Raw genomic sequence first — 16,607 nt, forward strand, 5'->3', positions numbered from 1 at the left:
GCCCAGCTGCTGCGGCGCTGGCCCCCGCCCCGTTCCTTTCTGCTGTTCCGAGGAGGCACACATGACCCGATTTCACCGCTCGCTGAGGGCCGCCGCACTGCTGGGGGCCGCGCTGGGAGGCGGCGTGCTGGCCGCCGCAACCCTCAAATCATTCTCGATGGACGCCGAAAACGCTTCGGGCAGCGAGAAGTACGTCATCACTGGTAAGGCGCCAGGCACCTACGAGGCCGATACCTTTTTCAAACGGCTTGAAGACGACGACCGCGACGTGACCATGAAATTCCGCGTGGCCAGCACCCTCGTCACCTACGACGTCGCGGCCCCGCGCAAGGTGCTGCGCAGCGTGAAGACCTCCACCCGGCAGCTGCTGGTGCTGGACACGCAGGGCAACTCCAGTTTCTCGGAGCGCTACCACCTGGGGATGTCGGTGGCGGCCAAAGGGGTCCCTGGCCGCTTTGTCTTCTGCGAGGCCAGCGCCGACACGCTGGCACCCATGACCGAAGCCATCGCCATCTGCGACTCGCTGACGGTCAAGAAGAAGTAATACGGACGCCGATTCAATCGTTTGCCAAAACGATTTGATCCGAGCAGGGCGGGTTCCGGGCGTGGAGGTTGCGAGCCAGTTCTGTTCTGATGTATCAACGGAACAGACGGAATCCATATAAGGCGAATTCCGGCGCCTCTGTGGGCCAGCAAGGCCACCCGGTCGGCTCCGCAGATGAAGGCAAAGGAGCAGACGGGGTCAGGCGGGGACACACTGGGACGCTTTCGATGGGCCCCTGGGGTGGCCTGAGCATCAGCAGAGCTAACGCACAGGGCCGGGGCCAACTGTTGCCCACCTTGCGCCTGACGGGTTGCCGCTTCCGCTAAGGTGAGCGGCATGACCACTGACCTTCTGGCGGCGCCTGCGGCCACCACGCGCTCTGAGGCGCTGTTTGCGCGGGCGCGGGCCGTCACACCCGGCGGGGTGAACAGCCCGGTGCGGGCCTTTCGCAGCGTGGGCGGCACCCCGCGCTTTATCGCCAAGGCCGACGGCGCCTACCTGACCGACGCCGACGGCACGCGCTACCTCGATTACATCGGGTCGTGGGGGCCGATGATTCTGGGGCACAACCACCCGGCGGTGCGCGAAGCGGTGGCCGAGGCCCTGCCCCTGGGCACCAGTTACGGCGCCCCCAGCGAGCGCGAGGTGCTGCTGGCCGAACTGGTCACGCGCCTGACCGGCGCCGAGCGGGTGCGCTTTGTCAGCTCTGGCACCGAGGCCACCATGAGCGCCCTGCGCCTGGCACGCGGCTTTACCGGCCGCAAGTACACCGTGAAATTCCGGGGCAACTACCACGGCCATGCCGACGGCCTGCTGGTCGAGGCGGGCAGCGGCCTGCTGACGAACGCCGACACCCTGGGCGCGGCGGCCCCCAGCAGCGCGGGCGTGCCCGAGGACTACGCCCGCCTGACCCTGGTCAGCGAATACAACGACCCGGCGGCCCTGGACGCCCTGATGGCCGCGCGCGGTGACGAGATTGCCGCTGTCATTTTTGAGCCGGTGGTGGGCAACGCCGGGGTGCTGATTCCCACCCCTGACTTCCTGGCCGCGCTGCACCGCGTGAAGGACCGGGGCGCGCTGCTGATTGCCGACGAGGTGATGACGGGCTTTCGCCTGTCGCTGCGCGGCGCCACCGGCCTGCTGGGCCTGGAACCCGACCTCACCTGCTGGGGCAAGATTATCGGCGGCGGCCTGCCGGTGGGCGCTTACGGCGGCCGGGCCGAGGTGATGGATTTCGTTTCGCCGCAGGGGCCGGTGTATCAGGCCGGGACCCTCAGCGGCAATCCTCTGGCGATGGCCGCCGGACTGGCGACCCTGAAAACGCTGGAAGCCGATCCTGGGCTGTATGCCCGGCTGGACGCCTACACGGCGGCGCTGGCAGGGGGCCTGCGGGCGGCGGCGCAGGAGGCGGGCGTGGCGATCAGCATCAACCACGTGGGCAGCATGCTCACGGCCTTTCATCAGGGGGTGCCGGACGGGTCCATTCGGACCTACACCGACGCGGCGCGCAGCGACACCGCCGCCTTCGCCCACTGGTTCCAGGGCCTGCTGGCGCGCGGCGTGTACTGGGCGCCCAGCCAGTTTGAGAGCATCTTTGTCAGTGCCGCGCACGGCGACGAGGAACTGGGCCTGACCCTGGAAGCCGCGCAGGCGGCCTACGCCAGCCTGGGGGCCAGCGCATGACCCTGCGAACCTCTGTCCCCCAGATTCGGCAGGTGCTGACCGACCACAAGGTCATCGCGGTGGTCGGGTTTCACCACGACTCCATGCGCCCGGCCTACTACGTTCCCGAATACATGCACCGCCAGGGCTACACGGTCATTCCAGTCAATCCGGCGCTGGCTGGGCGGGGTCAAAGCTACTTCGGCCACAAGGCGGTGGCCACCCTGGCCGAGTTGGACGTGCCCGTAGACATCGTGGATGTCTTTCGCCGCAGCGACAAGGTGCATGAGCATCTGGACGACATCCTGGCCATGACGCCGCTGCCGAAGGTGGTGTGGCTGCAACTGGGCATCCGCGACGATGCCACAGCCCAGGCCCTGACGGCGCGCGGGATTGATGTGGTGCAGGACCGCTGCCTGCTGGCCGACCACCGGGCGCTGCTCTAAGCGTGGCCGATCTTCTGGTGGTGGGGGCGGGGCTGGCCGGGCTGGCCTGCGCGCGCGACGCCGAGGCGGCCGGCCTGCATGTCCGGCTGCTGGACAAGAGCCGGGGCGTCTCAGGCCGGGCGGCCACCCGCCGCGTCACGCTGCCGGGCGGAGAGGTCGCCCGGCTTGACCACGGAGCCCGCTTTTTCACCGCCCGCCACGAGCGCACCCGCACCCTGGCCGAAAGCGGCGTGCAGAGCGGCTGGAACGCCGTCTGGACGCGCCGCGTGGCCCAGTGGGCCGACGGACAGCTTGACCCTGCCGAGGACGGCCACCCCCGGTATGCCCCGCCCGCAGGCCTGAGCACCCTGGGCCACACGCTGGCGCGCGGGCTGGAAGTCCACAGCACCGCCGAAATCACCAGCCTGGAGAGACGGGCAGGAGGCTGGCGGGTCCATGCCCGCGACGGGCACAGCTGGGAAGGGGCGCGCCTGGTGCTGAACCTGCCGGCGCCTCAACTCCTGGCTCTGCTAAACGATGTCCCCCTGGAGGGCACCGCTTCTGAGGGCGCCTGCCGGACAGCGGCGCAGGTGAGGTTCGCGCCGTGCTGGGCCGCTGGCCTGGTGCTGACGCGGGCCCCGGCCTGGCCGCACCGGGCCACCCAGGCGCGTCACCCCACGCTGGACTGGGTGGCCCTGGAACACACCAAGCGGCCCTCCGGTCATCCGCCGGCGCTGCTGGTGCAGGCGAATGCCGACTGGAGCGCTGCCCATCTGGAGGCCACTCCCGAGGACGTGCTGCCGGTTCTTCACGCCGCTGCCACCGAGATCATGGGCGAAGACCTGGAAGTTCAGGCGACCTTTACCCACCGCTGGCGCTACGCCACCCCGACCCGGCGGGCGCCCGGCCCCTGCCACTGGGACGCTGAACTGGCCCTGGGGTGGTGCGGCGACTGGTTCACCCCCGACGAGCATGGCCCGCGCGTTGAGGCCGCGCTGCTGAGTGGGTGGGCACTGGCGCGCTGGCTTCAGGCGCCGGCCGGGTCCAGCTGGTAAGGCTTTGGTCTGGCGTGGGGACGAACACCGTCCGAGTCAACTGGGTTGGACAGAACACTGGAGGGCAGCGAAATATAAAGCCGGAACTTAGAGCAGCTGGGGTCGTCATCCTCAACCACTCTGGGGAACGCCGGGAATGTCGGCAAGATACAGCGGCGAAAGTGAAATTGCGGGGCGACCCTAACCGCAAGGCGCCCCCGCCAGCCGCTGTGACCAGAGTTCAAGCGCCCAGTTCAAGCCCTAGACGTTGAGTGAACTCAACAGGACGGGTTGTGCCATCTAGGGGATTCGACAATGAAGTAGCTGTAGCACTCATCAGCGACCACAGGAAGAGGGCGCCAAGTCAGCGCCCTCCTCTCTTGTGCTTAGCTCATAGCCAGTTCAGGCTCGGAACTGGGCTGCAGCGGCGCCACACCCAGCATGGCCAGGACGCTGGCCGACCATCCGGCGTCGTCCAGGGTGCGCCAGTGGTGGGCCCATTGCCAGCGGCGGTAGGCGTCGGCCGCCGTTTCCAGGCGCGAAGTGTACGGTGAGTTCAGGTCATCAGCCCCCAGTTCTTGGAGGGGGTTGCTGGGCGGCGCCGACAGGTGGTGCCGGGTCAGGCTGCCTTCCAGGTCGGCCAGCGTCCTGGGGCCAAAGGCAAAGGCCACGCGGCCCCCCAGCAGCCAGCGGCGCAGGTCGTCCTCGGCGGGCAGGGCGTACAGAATTAGCTCGCCGCCGGGATGGGCCTCGCCTGCCGCCGCCAGCGTCAGGCCCGGCACGTTGTCGCGCAGGTAGTCGGCGACAGCCCCCTGGGCGTAGGCGCTGGCCCCCGAACGCAGGTGGGCCAGGGCGGCGCGTGGGTCCAGGCGGGGGGTGGAGGTTTCGGGCGCTGGGGCGTCCAGCGCCACCGGGGCGGGGCGCCGCAGCGCCTGACCCTGCACCTCCAGGCGGTGCTGGCCGCGCCACTCGCTGCCCGTCAGGTGGGCGGCCAGATCCCGTTCGCCGCCCTCGGCGTCCGTTTCGCCAAACTTCACGCCCCGCAGCCCGGCCACCTTGAACTGCAGGCTGTCGCCGCGCTTGCCCACCAGCCGGGTCTCGGTCAGCACGTCGCGCAAGTGCCACAGGGGCAGGGCGTGGCCTTCTCCGAACGGCTCGAAGGCGGCGGTTTGCTCCAGCAGGTCCAGGGTGGCCCCCAGACCCGGCAGCGGCGCGTCCAGCCGGACCCGTGCCTGTGGCGCCGGAAACTGGCGGACATAGTCATGAATGCGGTCACGGAAGGCGTCCAGCTGAGTCTCTTCTATAGCAAAGCCGGCGGCGCCGGGATGCCCCCCATACCGCTTCAGGAGGTCGTGGCTGTGGCGCAGCCCACCCACCGCACTGATGCCCGGCGTGCTGCGCACCGATCCCTTGCCCTGCGCGATGATGTAGACCGGCTTGTGGTAGGTGTCAAGCAGTTTGCTGGCCACAATACCCATCACGCCTGCGTGCCAGTCGGGGTGCGTGACCACCAGCGCCGGGTCACGTGGGTCGGCCAGCGCCAGCGCCTGCCCAAACATCTCGTCTTGCAGCTTGCGCCGCTCGCCGTTGCGGATTTCCAGATACTCAGCCAGGCGGCGGGCTTCATGGGGGCTGGCGGTGGTCAGCAGGTCCAGCGCAATATCAGCTTCTCCCAGCCGCCCAGCGGCATTGATGCGCGGCGCCAGGACAAACGCCACGTCCCGCGCGCTGGGGGCCCGCACCCGCCCGGTCTCCAACAGCGCCCGCAGGCCAGGCAGGGTGGTCTGCCCCAGCGCCTCCAATCCGGCCCGCACCAGGGCCCGGTTCTCGCCCACCAGCGGGGCCACGTCGGCCACGGTCCCCAGGGTAGCCAGGGCGCTCAGGGCGCGCGGCTCGTCCAGGCCCAGGTGGTCACGGACCGCCCAGAGCAGGTGGTAGGCCACCCCCGCGCCCGTCAGGTTGTGCAGGCTGTGGTCGTAAGCCGTGGTCAGCTGCGGATGAACCACCAGGGCCTCGGGAAACTGGTCGCCGGGTGCGTGGTGGTCCGTGACGATGACGTCGGTGTCCCGGTCCAGCAGGGCGCGCACCTCGGCGTGGTTGGTCACGCCGCAGTCCACCGTGACCAGCAGGTCGCAGGCGGCGGCGTGCTCCTCGACCTTGTCGGGGTGCAGGCCGTAGCCTTCTTTCAGGCGGTGGGGAATAAAGCCGTGAACCGTGCCCCCCAGGTCGCGCAGCCCCAGCACCAGCAGCGCCGTGGCGCTCACCCCGTCGGCATCGTAATCGCCGTGAATGCGGATGCGCTGGCCGCGCTGCATGGCCGCTGCGATGCGCCGCGCCGCTTCGTGCAGCGCCGGGTTGGGGGTCAGGGTCAGGGGAGGGTCCAGCAGCGCCGCCGTCACGCCGCGCCCGCTCAGCGCCTGGGCCAGTGGCGGCGCCACACGCCACTCGCGCATGACCCGCAGCAGCTCGGCGCGGCTGGCGGGGGGGGCAAGTGTCCACTCAGGGGCGGGCGGGGTGACCTTCACAGGCCCACCTCTTCGCGGGGGTCGGGGGCCGCGCCCATGCCGCCCAGGCGCGCCTGCAAGGTGGCGGTCAGGCGGTCCTCGGCCGAACGGCGCAGCCGGGCCTCACGCCCCCGGCGTGCCCGTTCGCGCCAGACGCCCGGCAAACACAGGAGCGCAGAAAACACGGCCCCCAGCAGGGCAAATACGGCCACCCCGGCCCCCACCGACACAGTCAGTTCACCGCTGCCCAGCGGCAGAGGCAGGCGCACCAGGCCAGGGTTTTCCAGAGTCACCAGCGCCAGGTAAGCCAGCAGCCCCAGCAGAAACAGCACCTGAAGAAAGGAAACAAGGCGCATCCCCCCAGTGTAGCCCGTCTGGGTGTGTAGAGGCCGGGCTGGTCCCGCGTATAGCAGAAAACCCAGGTGAGCAGCGACCGGGGCAACGTGTACAGAGGTAGAAAAACGATGTTGGACAACGCTGTCAGAGCGCCCGCCGATCTTCTGACCCGAGGTGGCCGCCATAAGAAAGGAGCTGCTGCCCAGGTGTTCTTCAACAGCTGCTCAACCTACCGCTGAGGCAAAGCAAAAAGCCCTCCATGACGGAGGGCTCCTTTAAGTGTGCGGCTCTTAGAAGTAGAACTTCAGGCCAGCCTTCACGCCGCCGGTGAAGCCATTGCTGGCGGTGCTGGTCAGGCCCGTGCCGGCGCCCTTGTTGCTCAGGTAGTAGCGGCCGTTGCCTTCCACAAACACCGAGATGCTGTCGGTCACGCGGTAGTCGGCACCCAGCAGGACGTTGGCGTACACGTCGGTGGCGTTGGTGGTGGTGCTCACGCCACCCGTGGTGCGGGCCTGGCTGCTCGTCAGACCCAGACCGGCGCCCACGTAGGGGGTCAGGTTACCAGAGCCGATATCGTAGGTGGCGTTTACATCGGCGCTGACGCCGTTGTAACCGGGCTGGTATTCCACAGCCGCGCGGGCGCCAATCGCACCGATGACGTTGCTCGAGCCCACGATAGCCGTGCCGTTCAGGCAGTAGTTGACGTTCGTGCGGGTGGCGGCGTTGCCACCCAGCGACAGGCACTGCGAACCAGTCCCGGCCGCTTTGGCCCCAACCGCGACGCCGGCGTACAGGCCCCGCGTGGCTTCGGGGGTGGTAGGAACGGGGTCGCCAATCACAACGGTAGGCGGGGTGGTGACGGGCGGGGTCGTGGTCACGGTGCCGCTCGCGCTGGTGCCGGCGGGGCCTTGCGTACCCGCAGGGCCGGCAGGACCAGCGGGACCCGCAGGGCCGGCGGGGCCAGCAGGACCAGCGGGGATGTTACGAATGGCCGCTTCCAGCGCGTCAATGCGGGCCTGCAGCGCCGTCACGTCCGCTGATGCTGCGCCGGGCGCGCTCACGTCAGCAATGCGGGCTTCCAGGGCGTCAATGCGGGCCTGCTGCTCGGCGCTGAGGCGCTCCAGGTCGGTGACGCGAGTGGCAATGGCGGCCAGCTCAGTGCTGACTTCCTGCATCCCGTTGCCGATGGCCGTCATGTCGCCGGCGGTAAAGCCGCAGTTAGCCAGGGCGCCGGCCTGCAGAGCGCGGTAGAAAATCAGCGCGGCCTGGTAACGGGTCAGGTTTTCGTTGCCACGGTAGGTGCCGTCGGGGAACCCTTGAATCAGTCCACACTGAACAATGCGGTCAACGGCGTCCTTGGCCCAGTGACCAGCGGGCACGTCGCTCAGGGTCACCTGGGCAGGGGCCGCAGTGGTGGTCGTGGTGGTGGTCTGGGCGCTGGCAACGCCGAGGCTCAGAGCCAGGGTGGACGCAAGGAACAGTGGTTTACGCATGTGAGGTTCTCCTTCGGTTCAAAAAAGGCAGGTCAGCGGAACGTGACCTGTCCTCCTTTGCCCACCGTAGGGAGCGGGAGTGAGGTCTTTGTGAATTTCAGGAGGCGTAGACGCTGCTGACCCACTGACAGATGAGAAGAGCCTGACTTAAAGGTGTGAAATGGGAACAAGATGAAAAGAGGTGCTGCCTCAATGAGAGGGTCTTTCAAGCCTCTGCGGAGCTTTTAAGCCTGGGAGGTGAGAAACCTGTCAGGATCATCACGCTTGGCCCTCATGAGTAAAGACGGTCGCGCTTGAGGCCCTTCTCGCACCGATGACGGTTGGAAAAGCGGCCACCGGCCCTGCCTATACTCACCGCATGAGCCAGATTCATGTTCGTGCTGTTCGCGGCGATGTCGCTCCTTATGTGCTGCTGCCCGGCGACCCTAACCGTGCCCGCCATATCGCCCAGACCTACCTTGAAGATGCGCGGGAATACACCTCCCACCGGCAACTGCTGGGCTTTACAGGCACTTACCAGGGCGTGCCCGTCAGTGTGCAGACCACTGGCATGGGCTGTCCCAGCGCGGCCATCGTGGCCGAAGAACTGGCGCGGCTGGGCGCCAAAACCCTGATTCGGGTGGGCACCCTGGGCGGCGCGACCCCCAGCGTGGCCCCCGGCGACCTGGTGATTGCCACCGCCGCTGTGCCCAACGACGGCACCACGCGGCAGCTGCTGGGCGGCGCCCCTTACGCCCCAGCCGCCAGCTTTGAGGTCGTTGAGGCGTCGGTCCAGGCCGCCCGCGCGCACGGCGCGCCGCACCACGTGGGCCTCATCATGACCGAGGACGCCTTTTACGCCAGCACCCCTGAACACGCGCGCCTGTGGGCTGGCCGGGGCGTGCTGGGCTTCGAGATGGAAGCTAGCGCCATTTTTCTAGTGGCGGCCCAGCGGGGCCTGCGCGCCGCCTGCCTGACCGCCTGCAGCAACGATATTGGCGACCCTCAGCTGGTCCCCGACGACGTGCTGGCCGCTGGCGTGGACCGCATGGTGCGCGTGGCCCTGGACGCGATTGGGACGCTGGCCGCCAAAGACTGAGGCCAGGATTCAAGAAGCGAACTGTTTGCTCTGGGCAACCCATTTGAAGGTGGAGGTGACCGCTGCGGCGCGGTCATCTTTTTTTGTGGGCTCGTGGGGCTGAGACGGCTTGCGTCTGCTGCGTTGCCACAGCGGGAGGATACGGAGGTGGCAATTTCACGCCTGGAACCTGTTTCTCTCCTTCCCCATTCGGACTGAATCGTCTTGGCAAACGATTTAACCAGAGTCGGTGCGAAGGGCCGCCTGTCCTGTGCCCGGTCCCACGCTCGCCCAGGGCTCCGCGCCGCCCTGGTCACGCCGCCGCGCGGCCCCGTGTGGCAGGATGGACGCCATGACGCAACTGGACGAATTCGAGTTCAACAACGTGCAAATTGACCAGCACGGCCCTCTCGCCGTGCTGACCATTACCCGCCCAAAGGCCCTGAACGCCCTGAGCGCCGATACCTTCTCGGAGATCGCACAGGCGGTCAACCTGATCGTGGAAGACGCCGAGGTCGGCGCCCTGATCATTACGGGCAGCGGTGACAAGGCGTTCGTGGCGGGCGCCGATATCAGTGAACTCGCCAGCCTGGACGGCGTGTATGACGGCCGCGAGCTGTCGCTGGCTGGCCAGGACGTGATGCACCAGATCAGCAGCCTGCCTATTCCCGTCGTGGCCGCCATCAACGGCTTTGCGCTGGGCGGCGGCCTGGAACTGGCGCTGGCCTGCGACGTGCGTGTGGCGTCCACGGGCGCCCGCCTGGGTATGCCCGAGGTGTCACTGGGCCTGATTCCGGGCTTTGGCGGCACCCAGCGCCTGGCCCGCTTGGTGGGCGCTGGGCGCGCGCTGGACCTGATGCTGACGGCGCGCCAGATCAAAGCCGATGAAGCCCTGGCGATGGGTCTGGTCAATTACGTGGCCGACGACGCCCTGCAGAAGGCGCGCGAGGTCGCAGAAGCCATGGTGAAGCACGCGCCTATCGCCCTGTCGCTGATCAAGGAAGCCGTGCGCCGGGGGCTGGACACCACGCTGGAAGGCGGGCTGGAAATCGAGGCCGACCTGTTTGGCATGACCGTTGCCACCAAGGACTTCCGCGAGGGGGTGGACGCCTTCCTGAACAAGCGCCGCGCGGAGTTCCAGGGTGAGTGAGGACGGCGGCGCCGGAACAGGCGAGCAGAAGTTCCGCCTGAATGTCGAGGGCGGCAAGGTCAGCGACGTGGCGGGGCGCGAGGGTACGCCCCCGGCCCGCGTGGTCGAGTTCACCACCCCACGCGCCAAGCTGATCGAGGAAGCCAACCAGGCCATCCGCACCGACCTGGCCGAGTACCCGCGCGCCCTGGCCGCCTACGAGGCCCTGCGCGCCGATCCGGAGGCGCTGGCCCACTGGGACATGGCGAATTACATCACCATGCGCAAGCTGGGCTACAACGACCACGGGCGCGTCCACGCCTTTATCACCGGCGCGGCCAGCATGGCGATTACCGAGCTGCTGCTCGAAGCCGGGGTCAAGACTGACATCATGGAAAGCGGGGTGGGGGGCGCCGAGGACGTGTTTCTGGCCGTCATCCTGGGCACCATGCTGCACGACATCGGCAACCAGATTCACCGTGTCGGGCACGAGGGCCACGGCGTCGCGCTGGCCCTGCCGATTCTGGACCGCATCATGGGGCCGCTGTACCCCGACCCCTTTAAACGCACGAAGGTGCGGTCCTTCATCCTGGGCGCCATCAACTGCCACGACCTTAACCCAGCGCCGCTGACGCTGGAGGGCGGCATCACGGCGGTGGCCGACGGCACCGACATCACCAAAGGGCGCGGGCGCAAGGCGTTCTCGCTGGGCAGTGTGGACATCCACTCCATCAGTGCGCTGGCGGTGGACCAGGTGGTGATTGAAAAGGGCCGGGACAAGCCGGTGCTGATTAACGTCACCATGAACAACTCGGGCGGCATCTTTCAGGTCGAGGAGATTCTGGCGCCCAAGGTCATCCGCACGCCCATGCGCCGCTTCGTGGAACTGCGCGCCACCACCCGAGAAGAAGGTGACGAGCAGATTCTGTCCAAGGTGCGCCTCGACGGCGACCACTTCGTGATGGACCTGGAAAGCGGCGAGCGCGTGGCCGTCGAGGTGATGGACACGCAAAAGCAGGTGCAAAAAGCCGTGGTGGAAAATCTGGGTATCGGCAACGACAGCCGGTAGGCAAATGCACAAGGAGGCCAGCCCGTGAAAGGTGCTGGCCTCCTTCATTTCATTTACCTCTTTAGACGGATCCCGTCTGTTCCGTTGACAAACCAGAACGGGTTTGCAAACTCCATGCCCGGAACCCGCTCTGCTCTACAGCTTGACAAGTTGCTCTGCTCGGATTCAACCGTTGTTGCAAAGGATTGAATCGGAGTCCGTTTTACTTGTCGGTGCCGGGCAGCGGCGTCGCCCGTTCGGGGCCGCCGTCAATGCCGCCGCTGCGGTGGGTACCTTCGCCGCCCTCGGCGCGGCCTTCCAGGTCGCTGTCGCCGTCGTTGTTGGGCGTGCCCTGGCGGTCTTCAAAGTCGCTGCCGCCCAGGCGACCATCGTTAAAGCCAGGCTGGTCGTTGGGGTTGGCGCTTTCCGCCATCGTGTCGGCGCGCAGGATGCTCTCGGCGGCCATCTTGTCGTTGACCAGCTCGCCAGTGGTGCCGTCGTCGCGCACCTCGCCTTCGGGGGCGAAGCCTTGGTCGCGGTCAATATGGTCATCTCGGGTCATGCGCCGAGCCTACGCGCCGCCCTCGCGCCCTGGGTGGGGCGGCGCTGAGGACAGCCTTTACCAAGTGTGGGCAGATGCGCCTGACCTCCAGCCCAGGATGTCGCCTCTTCTTTGCCGGCCTCCGCCTATACTTGACTGTCTATGACCAGAGAACGCATCACCATGACCCAGCGCGGGTATGACAAATTGCTGGAAACCCTGCACTTCCTGAAAACCACCAAGCGCGAGGAAATCTCCGAGAACATGGGGCGCGCCATCGCCGACGGCGACCTGCGCGAAAGTGCGGCCTACGACGAAGCCCGCATGCAACAGAGCGAAAATGAGGCCCGCATTGCCGAGCTGGAAAGCCAGGTCGAGCGCTCCATGATTGTCGAGGAAGACGCTTCGGGCGGCGCCGGGCTGGGCGCGAAGGTGCGCGTTAAGGACGCCAAGGGCAAGGAACACCAGTTTGAGCTGGTGGGCACCTACGAGGTGGACGTGCTCAAGGGCAAAATCAGCGACGCCAGCCCCATCGGCAAGGCCCTGAGCGGAAAACGGGCCGGCGAGAAGGTCACGGTGCAGCTGCCCAAAGGCACCGCCGAGTTCGAGATTCTCAGCGTGGATTACGTGTAAAGCAGGATTGAGGGAACAGACGGCGCGCTGCGCCCTGTCTCCTTTCAGCACCGCGCCCCGGAGCCATTAAACCTCCGGGGCGCGGTCCTGTTCTGAACGACTTCGATTAAATCAAGCGTTCTGCTTAATTCACGCCAATCGGAACGAGAAAGAGAATGTACAAATGGCGCGATCTGGAGGCGCAGGCAGTGCCCTGCTTGGCTGTGCCGTCATTCAGAGGAAGTCCTCTCAGGTTCTGGGCTTAAGGGCTGGAATCCGTAGTCCGCCCCGGCCGTCCCAGCCCTTGAAGGCATAGAAGCGGCCGGGTTCGCCCGTTTTCAGGTAGTCACTCAGCGGCTCGCGCATGGGCGGGGCCTCGATTTTTTCCAGGGCCTCGTCGGGGGTGCAAAAGCGCGCCTCCACGATAAAACCGTCGGGGTCGGCGGGGTTGAGCAGGCCGTCCCAGGTGGCCTCAAAGGCGACCGCAATGGCGCGCTCGCCCCGGCGCTCATCCTCGATATGGACGGTGTAGGCCATGTGCTTGATGCCGGTCAGCTTCAGGCCCGTTTCCTCGTAGATCTCGCGGTACAGAGCCTCGGGCAGGGTCTCGCCCGGCTCGACAACGCCGCCGGGCAGCGTGTGGCGCACGCGGCCGTGCCCCTGCCAGTCATTGCCGACCAATAGCACGCGCCCAAAGCGGTCGCGCAGAATGCCGGCAGCCACCAGCAGGTCACGCCGCCCCATGCTGCTCGTCTCCCCCGGCCATCTCCAGCAACTGCTGTTCGCGCTGGGCACGCGCCAGCGCCCCCACCACCGGGGCCAGCACGCCGGTCATCACGCTGTCCAGGGGGTGGTTCTTGTCCTCGCCTTCGAGGCGGTGGTCAGTCACGCGGTTTTGCGGGTAGTTGTAGGTGCGAATTTTCTCGCTGCGGTCGCCCGTGCCCACCTGGGCGGCGCGATCCGAGCGTTCCTGCGCTTCACGGGCAGCGCGCTCCCGCTCAGCCAGGCGAGCGGCGAGCACCTGCAGAGCCTTCTCGCGGTTTTTAATCTGTGAGCGGCCATCCTGACAGACCACCATGATTTCATCCGGGGTGCCGGCGCGGTAGACAGCGCGCACAGCCGAGTCGGTGGTATTGACGCCCTGCCCGCCCGCGCCCTGCGAGCGGAACACGTCAATCCTCACCTCGGACAGGTCCAGCTGCACCTCACCCTGCTCGGCTTCGGGCAGCACGGCGACAGTCACCGTACTGGTGTGAATGCGGCCCTGGCTTTCGGTGGCGGGCACACGCTGCACCCGGTGGACGCCGCGCTCCCATTTGAAGGCGCGGTAAGCCCCGTCGCCCGTAACCTCGGCCACCACCTTGCTGGCCCCGCCCAGGTCGCTCTCGTTGGCGTCCAGCACGTTCAGGCGCAGGCCCAGGCCTTCGGCGTAGCGGGTGTACAGCCGCAGCAGGTCCATGACAAACAGCCCGGCTTCGGCGCCGCCGGCCCCGGCCCGCAGTTCCAGAATCACGTCTTTAGGGTCGTCCGGGTCGGTCGGCAGCAGCAGCACCACCAGTTCAGCGTCCAGCTCGGTCAAGCGGGCGCCAAGGGTCTGTACCTCGCCAGCGGCCAGCTCCCGCATATCGGGGTCGGTCAGCAGTTCACGGGCGCCGGCCAGATCGCGGTCCACGCTGTCTCGCTCGCGCAGCACGGTGATCAGGGGCAGCAGCTCGCGGTGGCGGCGGGTCAGGCGGGCGTACTCGCGGGGGTCGGCCAGCGCGGCCGGGTCCCCCAGCGCCCGCTCGACCAGACCAAATTCCGAAGCGAGGGCCGTCAGGCGCGCGCTCACGCGCCGGGGGACTGCCCGCCCCACGGCGGACAGCGGAGAATGGGGGTGGTCACAGGAAACATGAACGCAGTCTAGCGCCCGCCCTGCAGGCTGGGCTGACAGGCAGGGCGGGCTTTTTCCTTACATTTGCCCAGCCCCCGTTCCGGTTGCCCTGGGCGCTCGCCTAACCCGCCCCAGAAGTGCCTGGCCAGGGCGGCGCTACAGTCGGGCGCATGAGAACCGTGACAGTCGGCCTGCTGGGCTGCGGGACCGTGGGCCAGGACGTGCTGAACCTGATCGAGCGCCGCTCGGGTATCTTTGCCGACCTGGGCGTGAAGATTGAAGTGGCGGGCGTGCTGGTGCGCGACGCCGAGAAAGCCCGGAGGATTCCGGCCGGCATCCCCCTGACCACCGATCCCAACTTTTTGCAGGAATGCGGCGTGGTCATTGAAGCGATGGGCGGCATCGAGCGGCCTCTGGCCCTGCTGCGGCCCTCCCTGCGCTCCGGGCGCGCGGTGATTACCGCCAACAAGGCGCTGCTGGCCGAATGCTGGGAAGAACTGCGCGACTACGCCCTGGACGGCAAACTGTACTACGAGGCGTCCGTGATGGCCGGCACCCCGGTCATTGGCCCCATGAGCACCGTGCTGCGCGCCAGCACCTTTACGCGGCTTCAGGCCGTGCTGAACGGCACCTGCCTGTACATCCTGACCCAGATGGAGGGCGGCAAGTCCTACGAGGCGGCGCTGGCCGAGGCGCAGGCGCTGGGCTACGCTGAGGACCCGCCGACCCTGGACGTGGGCGGCTTTGACACCGCCCACAAACTGACGGTCCTGGCCCGCTTCTGTGCCGACGGCAACTTCAAGTACAGCAGTGTAGAGGTGCAGGGCATTGAGGGCGTGACGCTGGCCGACGTGCAGGCCGCTCGCGCGCGCGGCGAACGCATCAAGCTGGTCGCCGAGCTGGACCGGGTGAACGGCGAGTGGCGGGGCCGCGTCTCGCCCCAGAGTCTGCCCGACACGCATCCGTTGTGTAATGCCGGCGCCAGCCGCAACGCGATGGTCTATGAGGGCGAGGAATGCGGCACCCTGATTTTCGCGGGCGGCGGCGCGGGCGGCATGGTGACCGCCAGCGCGATGGTGGGCGACCTGCTGGACTGGGTGATTGGGTTTCCGGGGCACGTTCCGCTGCACTGAGGGGCAGTGGGGAGTGGGCAGTAGGAAGTGGAAAAAGAGAGCGGAGGCTGAGGCAACCGCCCAGTCCCCCACTGCCCACTTACTCCTCCGCTTCGTCCTCGTCGTACGCCTCGTGGTCGGTGCCTGACTCCTCTTCAGGCCAGTCGTCTTCGGTGCGGGTGCGGCGCAGGTCGTCGCGCGGGGCCGAGAGGCGGGCCTGCTCACGGTCATCGCCGCTCATGACGCCCTGGGCGCGGGCCAGCACCGACACGTCGGCGGCGTCGGTGCCGTAACGCTCGGCCAGGTAGGCGGCCACCCACACGCCGAAATACCACAGGGCCAGCGCCGCCGGGTAGCCCTGGGCGCCGTCCGGGGCCGGCACATGAATGATCTCGTCAATGCGCGACTCCAGCACCTCGCGCGCCAGCAGCAGGGTGTCGTCGGCGTCGCCCAGGATGAGGGCCACCTTGGCGTCGCCCTTCTCGTGCTGGGCCTCGAAAGCCGACGTCACCAGCGGCAAGGGGTCACCCACCAGCGGCACGGCCAGCGTCTTGCCGGTGCGCGCCAGCAGCTGCTGCCAGGCGTGCGGCAGAGCGTCGGCGTCAGCGGCGGCCAGCAGCAGGGGCGTGCGGCCCCACAGGCTCCAGGCCAGGTCGCGCGCTGGGTTGTTCTCAGTGACGTGGGGGGCGCAGCGGGCGGCCAGGCCCAGCAGCAGGGCGTCAGCGGCGCGGGCGTCGTCGCCGTGGCCGCTGGCGTGGGCCACGGCTTGGGCAAAATGATAGGTGCTCAGGGGACCGCCCGGCACCAGCACGTCAATTTCTTCGGGGGTGCCACCGGTCGCCACGCGGCGCACGCCCGCGCCCGCCACGGTGGCCAGGTCGGCGTAATCGGTGGCCAGCGCGCCTGCATCCGGGCTGCCCAGCACAAACTGGGTGCCGCTGCGCACCAGGCTGGCCGGCACCAGGCTCTGAAGCAGGTGAGCGGCCAGGGTGCCTTCGCCCACGCCCACCACGCCGTATGGCCCAGCCTCGGCGCGGTCGGGGCCGGCATATGAACCGGGCAGGGCTTCAAGCAGGGTCAGCAGGTGAGGACTCATGGCCACAGGGTAACTTGCCCTGGCCCCAGGCGCACCGCGCGGCGCCGAAAAACCCGCCGCCAGACGGCCTTCAGTGCCTTCACCTCCACTTAACCTTGCGTGCTAGAATCCGGCGCGTGTGTCCTGACATCCCCAGCTGGG

Annotated in this window: 16 protein-coding genes; 9 read left to right on the top strand and 7 right to left on the bottom strand. The window is 67.7% G+C overall.

From position 1 onward, the window contains the following. The first annotated feature begins 61 nt into the window (after nucleotides 1-61). The 4 genes from GO986_RS07350 to GO986_RS07365 all read left to right on the top strand — a co-directional run bounded on the left by GO986_RS07350 (nucleotide 62) and on the right by GO986_RS07365 (nucleotide 3,686). Nucleotides 62-544 (top strand): hypothetical protein, encoded by a 483-nt coding sequence (locus tag GO986_RS07350; protein WP_157458628.1) that lies wholly within the window; start codon nucleotides 62-64, stop codon nucleotides 542-544. A 336-nt stretch (nucleotides 545-880) separates the two neighbouring features. After that, nucleotides 881-2,227 (top strand): glutamate-1-semialdehyde 2,1-aminomutase, encoded by a 1,347-nt coding sequence (hemL, locus tag GO986_RS07355; protein ID WP_157458629.1) that lies wholly within the window; start codon nucleotides 881-883, stop codon nucleotides 2,225-2,227. Beyond that, nucleotides 2,224-2,652 (top strand): CoA-binding protein, encoded by a 429-nt coding sequence (locus tag GO986_RS07360; RefSeq protein WP_157458630.1) that lies wholly within the window; start codon nucleotides 2,224-2,226, stop codon nucleotides 2,650-2,652. The genes hemL and GO986_RS07360 overlap by 4 nt, the downstream gene beginning before the upstream one ends. 2 nt (nucleotides 2,653-2,654) lie before the next feature. Further along, nucleotides 2,655-3,686: an NAD(P)/FAD-dependent oxidoreductase gene (locus GO986_RS07365; RefSeq protein WP_369409225.1), complete on the top strand. Its 1,032-nt coding sequence runs from the start codon at nucleotides 2,655-2,657 to the stop codon at nucleotides 3,684-3,686. Between the two features lie 365 nt (nucleotides 3,687-4,051). On the opposite strand, the gene recJ is transcribed toward GO986_RS07365, so the two are convergent. The 3 genes from recJ to GO986_RS07380 all read right to left on the bottom strand — a co-directional run bounded on the left by recJ (nucleotide 4,052) and on the right by GO986_RS07380 (nucleotide 7,998). Continuing rightward, nucleotides 4,052-6,118, bottom strand: a complete 2,067-nt coding sequence (recJ, locus tag GO986_RS07370; protein WP_157458683.1) for a single-stranded-DNA-specific exonuclease RecJ — start codon at nucleotides 6,116-6,118, stop codon at nucleotides 4,052-4,054. 68 nt (nucleotides 6,119-6,186) lie between these two features. Further along, entirely contained in the window at nucleotides 6,187-6,525 is a 339-nt protein-coding gene (locus GO986_RS07375) for a hypothetical protein (protein ID WP_157458632.1), read from the bottom strand. Between the two features lie 270 nt (nucleotides 6,526-6,795). Next, nucleotides 6,796-7,998: an outer membrane protein gene (locus GO986_RS07380; RefSeq protein ID WP_157458633.1), complete on the bottom strand. Its 1,203-nt coding sequence runs from the start codon at nucleotides 7,996-7,998 to the stop codon at nucleotides 6,796-6,798. 358 nt (nucleotides 7,999-8,356) lie between these two features. Here GO986_RS07380 and GO986_RS07385 point away from each other — a divergent pair, with 358 nt between their 5' ends. The 3 genes from GO986_RS07385 (at nucleotide 8,357) to GO986_RS07395 (ending at nucleotide 11,253) form a co-directional block, all read left to right on the top strand. After that, complete coding sequence (locus GO986_RS07385; protein WP_157458634.1) at nucleotides 8,357-9,076, top strand: phosphorylase family protein; 720 nt, start codon at nucleotides 8,357-8,359, stop codon at nucleotides 9,074-9,076. Between the two features lie 331 nt (nucleotides 9,077-9,407). After that, complete coding sequence (locus tag GO986_RS07390) at nucleotides 9,408-10,205, top strand: enoyl-CoA hydratase/isomerase family protein (RefSeq protein WP_157458635.1); 798 nt, start codon at nucleotides 9,408-9,410, stop codon at nucleotides 10,203-10,205. Next, on the top strand, nucleotides 10,198-11,253 hold the full coding sequence (locus GO986_RS07395; protein ID WP_369409226.1) for a phosphohydrolase: 1,056 nt from the start codon (nucleotides 10,198-10,200) through the stop codon (nucleotides 11,251-11,253). Before GO986_RS07390 ends, GO986_RS07395 begins: the two co-directional genes overlap by 8 nt. Before the next feature lie 202 nt (nucleotides 11,254-11,455). Here GO986_RS07395 and GO986_RS07400 read toward each other — a convergent pair whose 3' ends face one another. Next, complete coding sequence (locus tag GO986_RS07400; RefSeq protein WP_157458636.1) at nucleotides 11,456-11,794, bottom strand: hypothetical protein; 339 nt, start codon at nucleotides 11,792-11,794, stop codon at nucleotides 11,456-11,458. A gap of 141 nt (nucleotides 11,795-11,935) precedes the next feature. On the opposite strand from GO986_RS07400, the gene GO986_RS07405 reads away from it, so the two are divergent. Continuing rightward, on the top strand, nucleotides 11,936-12,406 hold the full coding sequence (locus GO986_RS07405) for a transcription elongation factor GreA (RefSeq protein WP_157458637.1): 471 nt from the start codon (nucleotides 11,936-11,938) through the stop codon (nucleotides 12,404-12,406). A 228-nt stretch (nucleotides 12,407-12,634) separates the two neighbouring features. On the opposite strand, the gene GO986_RS07410 is transcribed toward GO986_RS07405, so the two are convergent. Together GO986_RS07410 and prfA are read right to left on the bottom strand one after the other, a co-directional pair. Further along, a complete protein-coding gene (locus tag GO986_RS07410) occupies nucleotides 12,635-13,129 on the bottom strand; it encodes an NUDIX hydrolase (protein WP_157458638.1) in 495 nt (164 codons plus the stop codon). Next, the gene (prfA, locus tag GO986_RS07415; protein WP_369409231.1) at nucleotides 13,116-14,216 is read right to left on the bottom strand and encodes a peptide chain release factor 1; all 1,101 of its coding nucleotides are present in this window, start codon (nucleotides 14,214-14,216) and stop codon (nucleotides 13,116-13,118) included. Before prfA ends, GO986_RS07410 begins: the two co-directional genes overlap by 14 nt. A gap of 212 nt (nucleotides 14,217-14,428) precedes the next feature. Between prfA and GO986_RS07420 the strand changes: the two genes are divergently transcribed. Continuing rightward, the gene (locus GO986_RS07420; RefSeq protein ID WP_157458640.1) at nucleotides 14,429-15,391 is read left to right on the top strand and encodes a homoserine dehydrogenase; all 963 of its coding nucleotides are present in this window, start codon (nucleotides 14,429-14,431) and stop codon (nucleotides 15,389-15,391) included. Between the two features lie 79 nt (nucleotides 15,392-15,470). Here GO986_RS07420 and GO986_RS07425 read toward each other — a convergent pair whose 3' ends face one another. Beyond that, nucleotides 15,471-16,466: an SIS domain-containing protein gene (locus GO986_RS07425; RefSeq protein WP_157458641.1), complete on the bottom strand. Its 996-nt coding sequence runs from the start codon at nucleotides 16,464-16,466 to the stop codon at nucleotides 15,471-15,473. Nucleotides 16,467-16,607 lie beyond the last annotated feature (141 nt).

Source organism: Deinococcus arboris, from assembly GCF_009755355.1.
Classification (GTDB): Bacteria; Deinococcota; Deinococci; order Deinococcales; family Deinococcaceae; genus Deinococcus; species Deinococcus betulae.

Coding starts and splice junctions, on each gene's coding strand:
- GO986_RS07400 (WP_157458636.1), bottom strand. CDS start 11,794: ATGACCCGAGATGACCATATTGACCGCGACCAAGGCTTCGCCCCCGAA.
- GO986_RS07420 (WP_157458640.1), top strand. CDS start 14,429: ATGAGAACCGTGACAGTCGGCCTGCTGGGCTGCGGGACCGTGGGCCAG.
- GO986_RS07360 (WP_157458630.1), top strand. CDS start 2,224: ATGACCCTGCGAACCTCTGTCCCCCAGATTCGGCAGGTGCTGACCGAC.
- GO986_RS07350 (WP_157458628.1), top strand. CDS start 62: ATGACCCGATTTCACCGCTCGCTGAGGGCCGCCGCACTGCTGGGGGCC.
- GO986_RS07425 (WP_157458641.1), bottom strand. CDS start 16,466: ATGAGTCCTCACCTGCTGACCCTGCTTGAAGCCCTGCCCGGTTCATAT.
- hemL (WP_157458629.1), top strand. CDS start 881: ATGACCACTGACCTTCTGGCGGCGCCTGCGGCCACCACGCGCTCTGAG.
- GO986_RS07385 (WP_157458634.1), top strand. CDS start 8,357: ATGAGCCAGATTCATGTTCGTGCTGTTCGCGGCGATGTCGCTCCTTAT.
- GO986_RS07390 (WP_157458635.1), top strand. CDS start 9,408: ATGACGCAACTGGACGAATTCGAGTTCAACAACGTGCAAATTGACCAG.
- GO986_RS07375 (WP_157458632.1), bottom strand. CDS start 6,525: ATGCGCCTTGTTTCCTTTCTTCAGGTGCTGTTTCTGCTGGGGCTGCTG.
- GO986_RS07410 (WP_157458638.1), bottom strand. CDS start 13,129: ATGGGGCGGCGTGACCTGCTGGTGGCTGCCGGCATTCTGCGCGACCGC.
- GO986_RS07405 (WP_157458637.1), top strand. CDS start 11,936: ATGACCAGAGAACGCATCACCATGACCCAGCGCGGGTATGACAAATTG.
- recJ (WP_157458683.1), bottom strand. CDS start 6,118: ATGCGCGAGTGGCGTGTGGCGCCGCCACTGGCCCAGGCGCTGAGCGGG.
- GO986_RS07380 (WP_157458633.1), bottom strand. CDS start 7,998: ATGCGTAAACCACTGTTCCTTGCGTCCACCCTGGCTCTGAGCCTCGGC.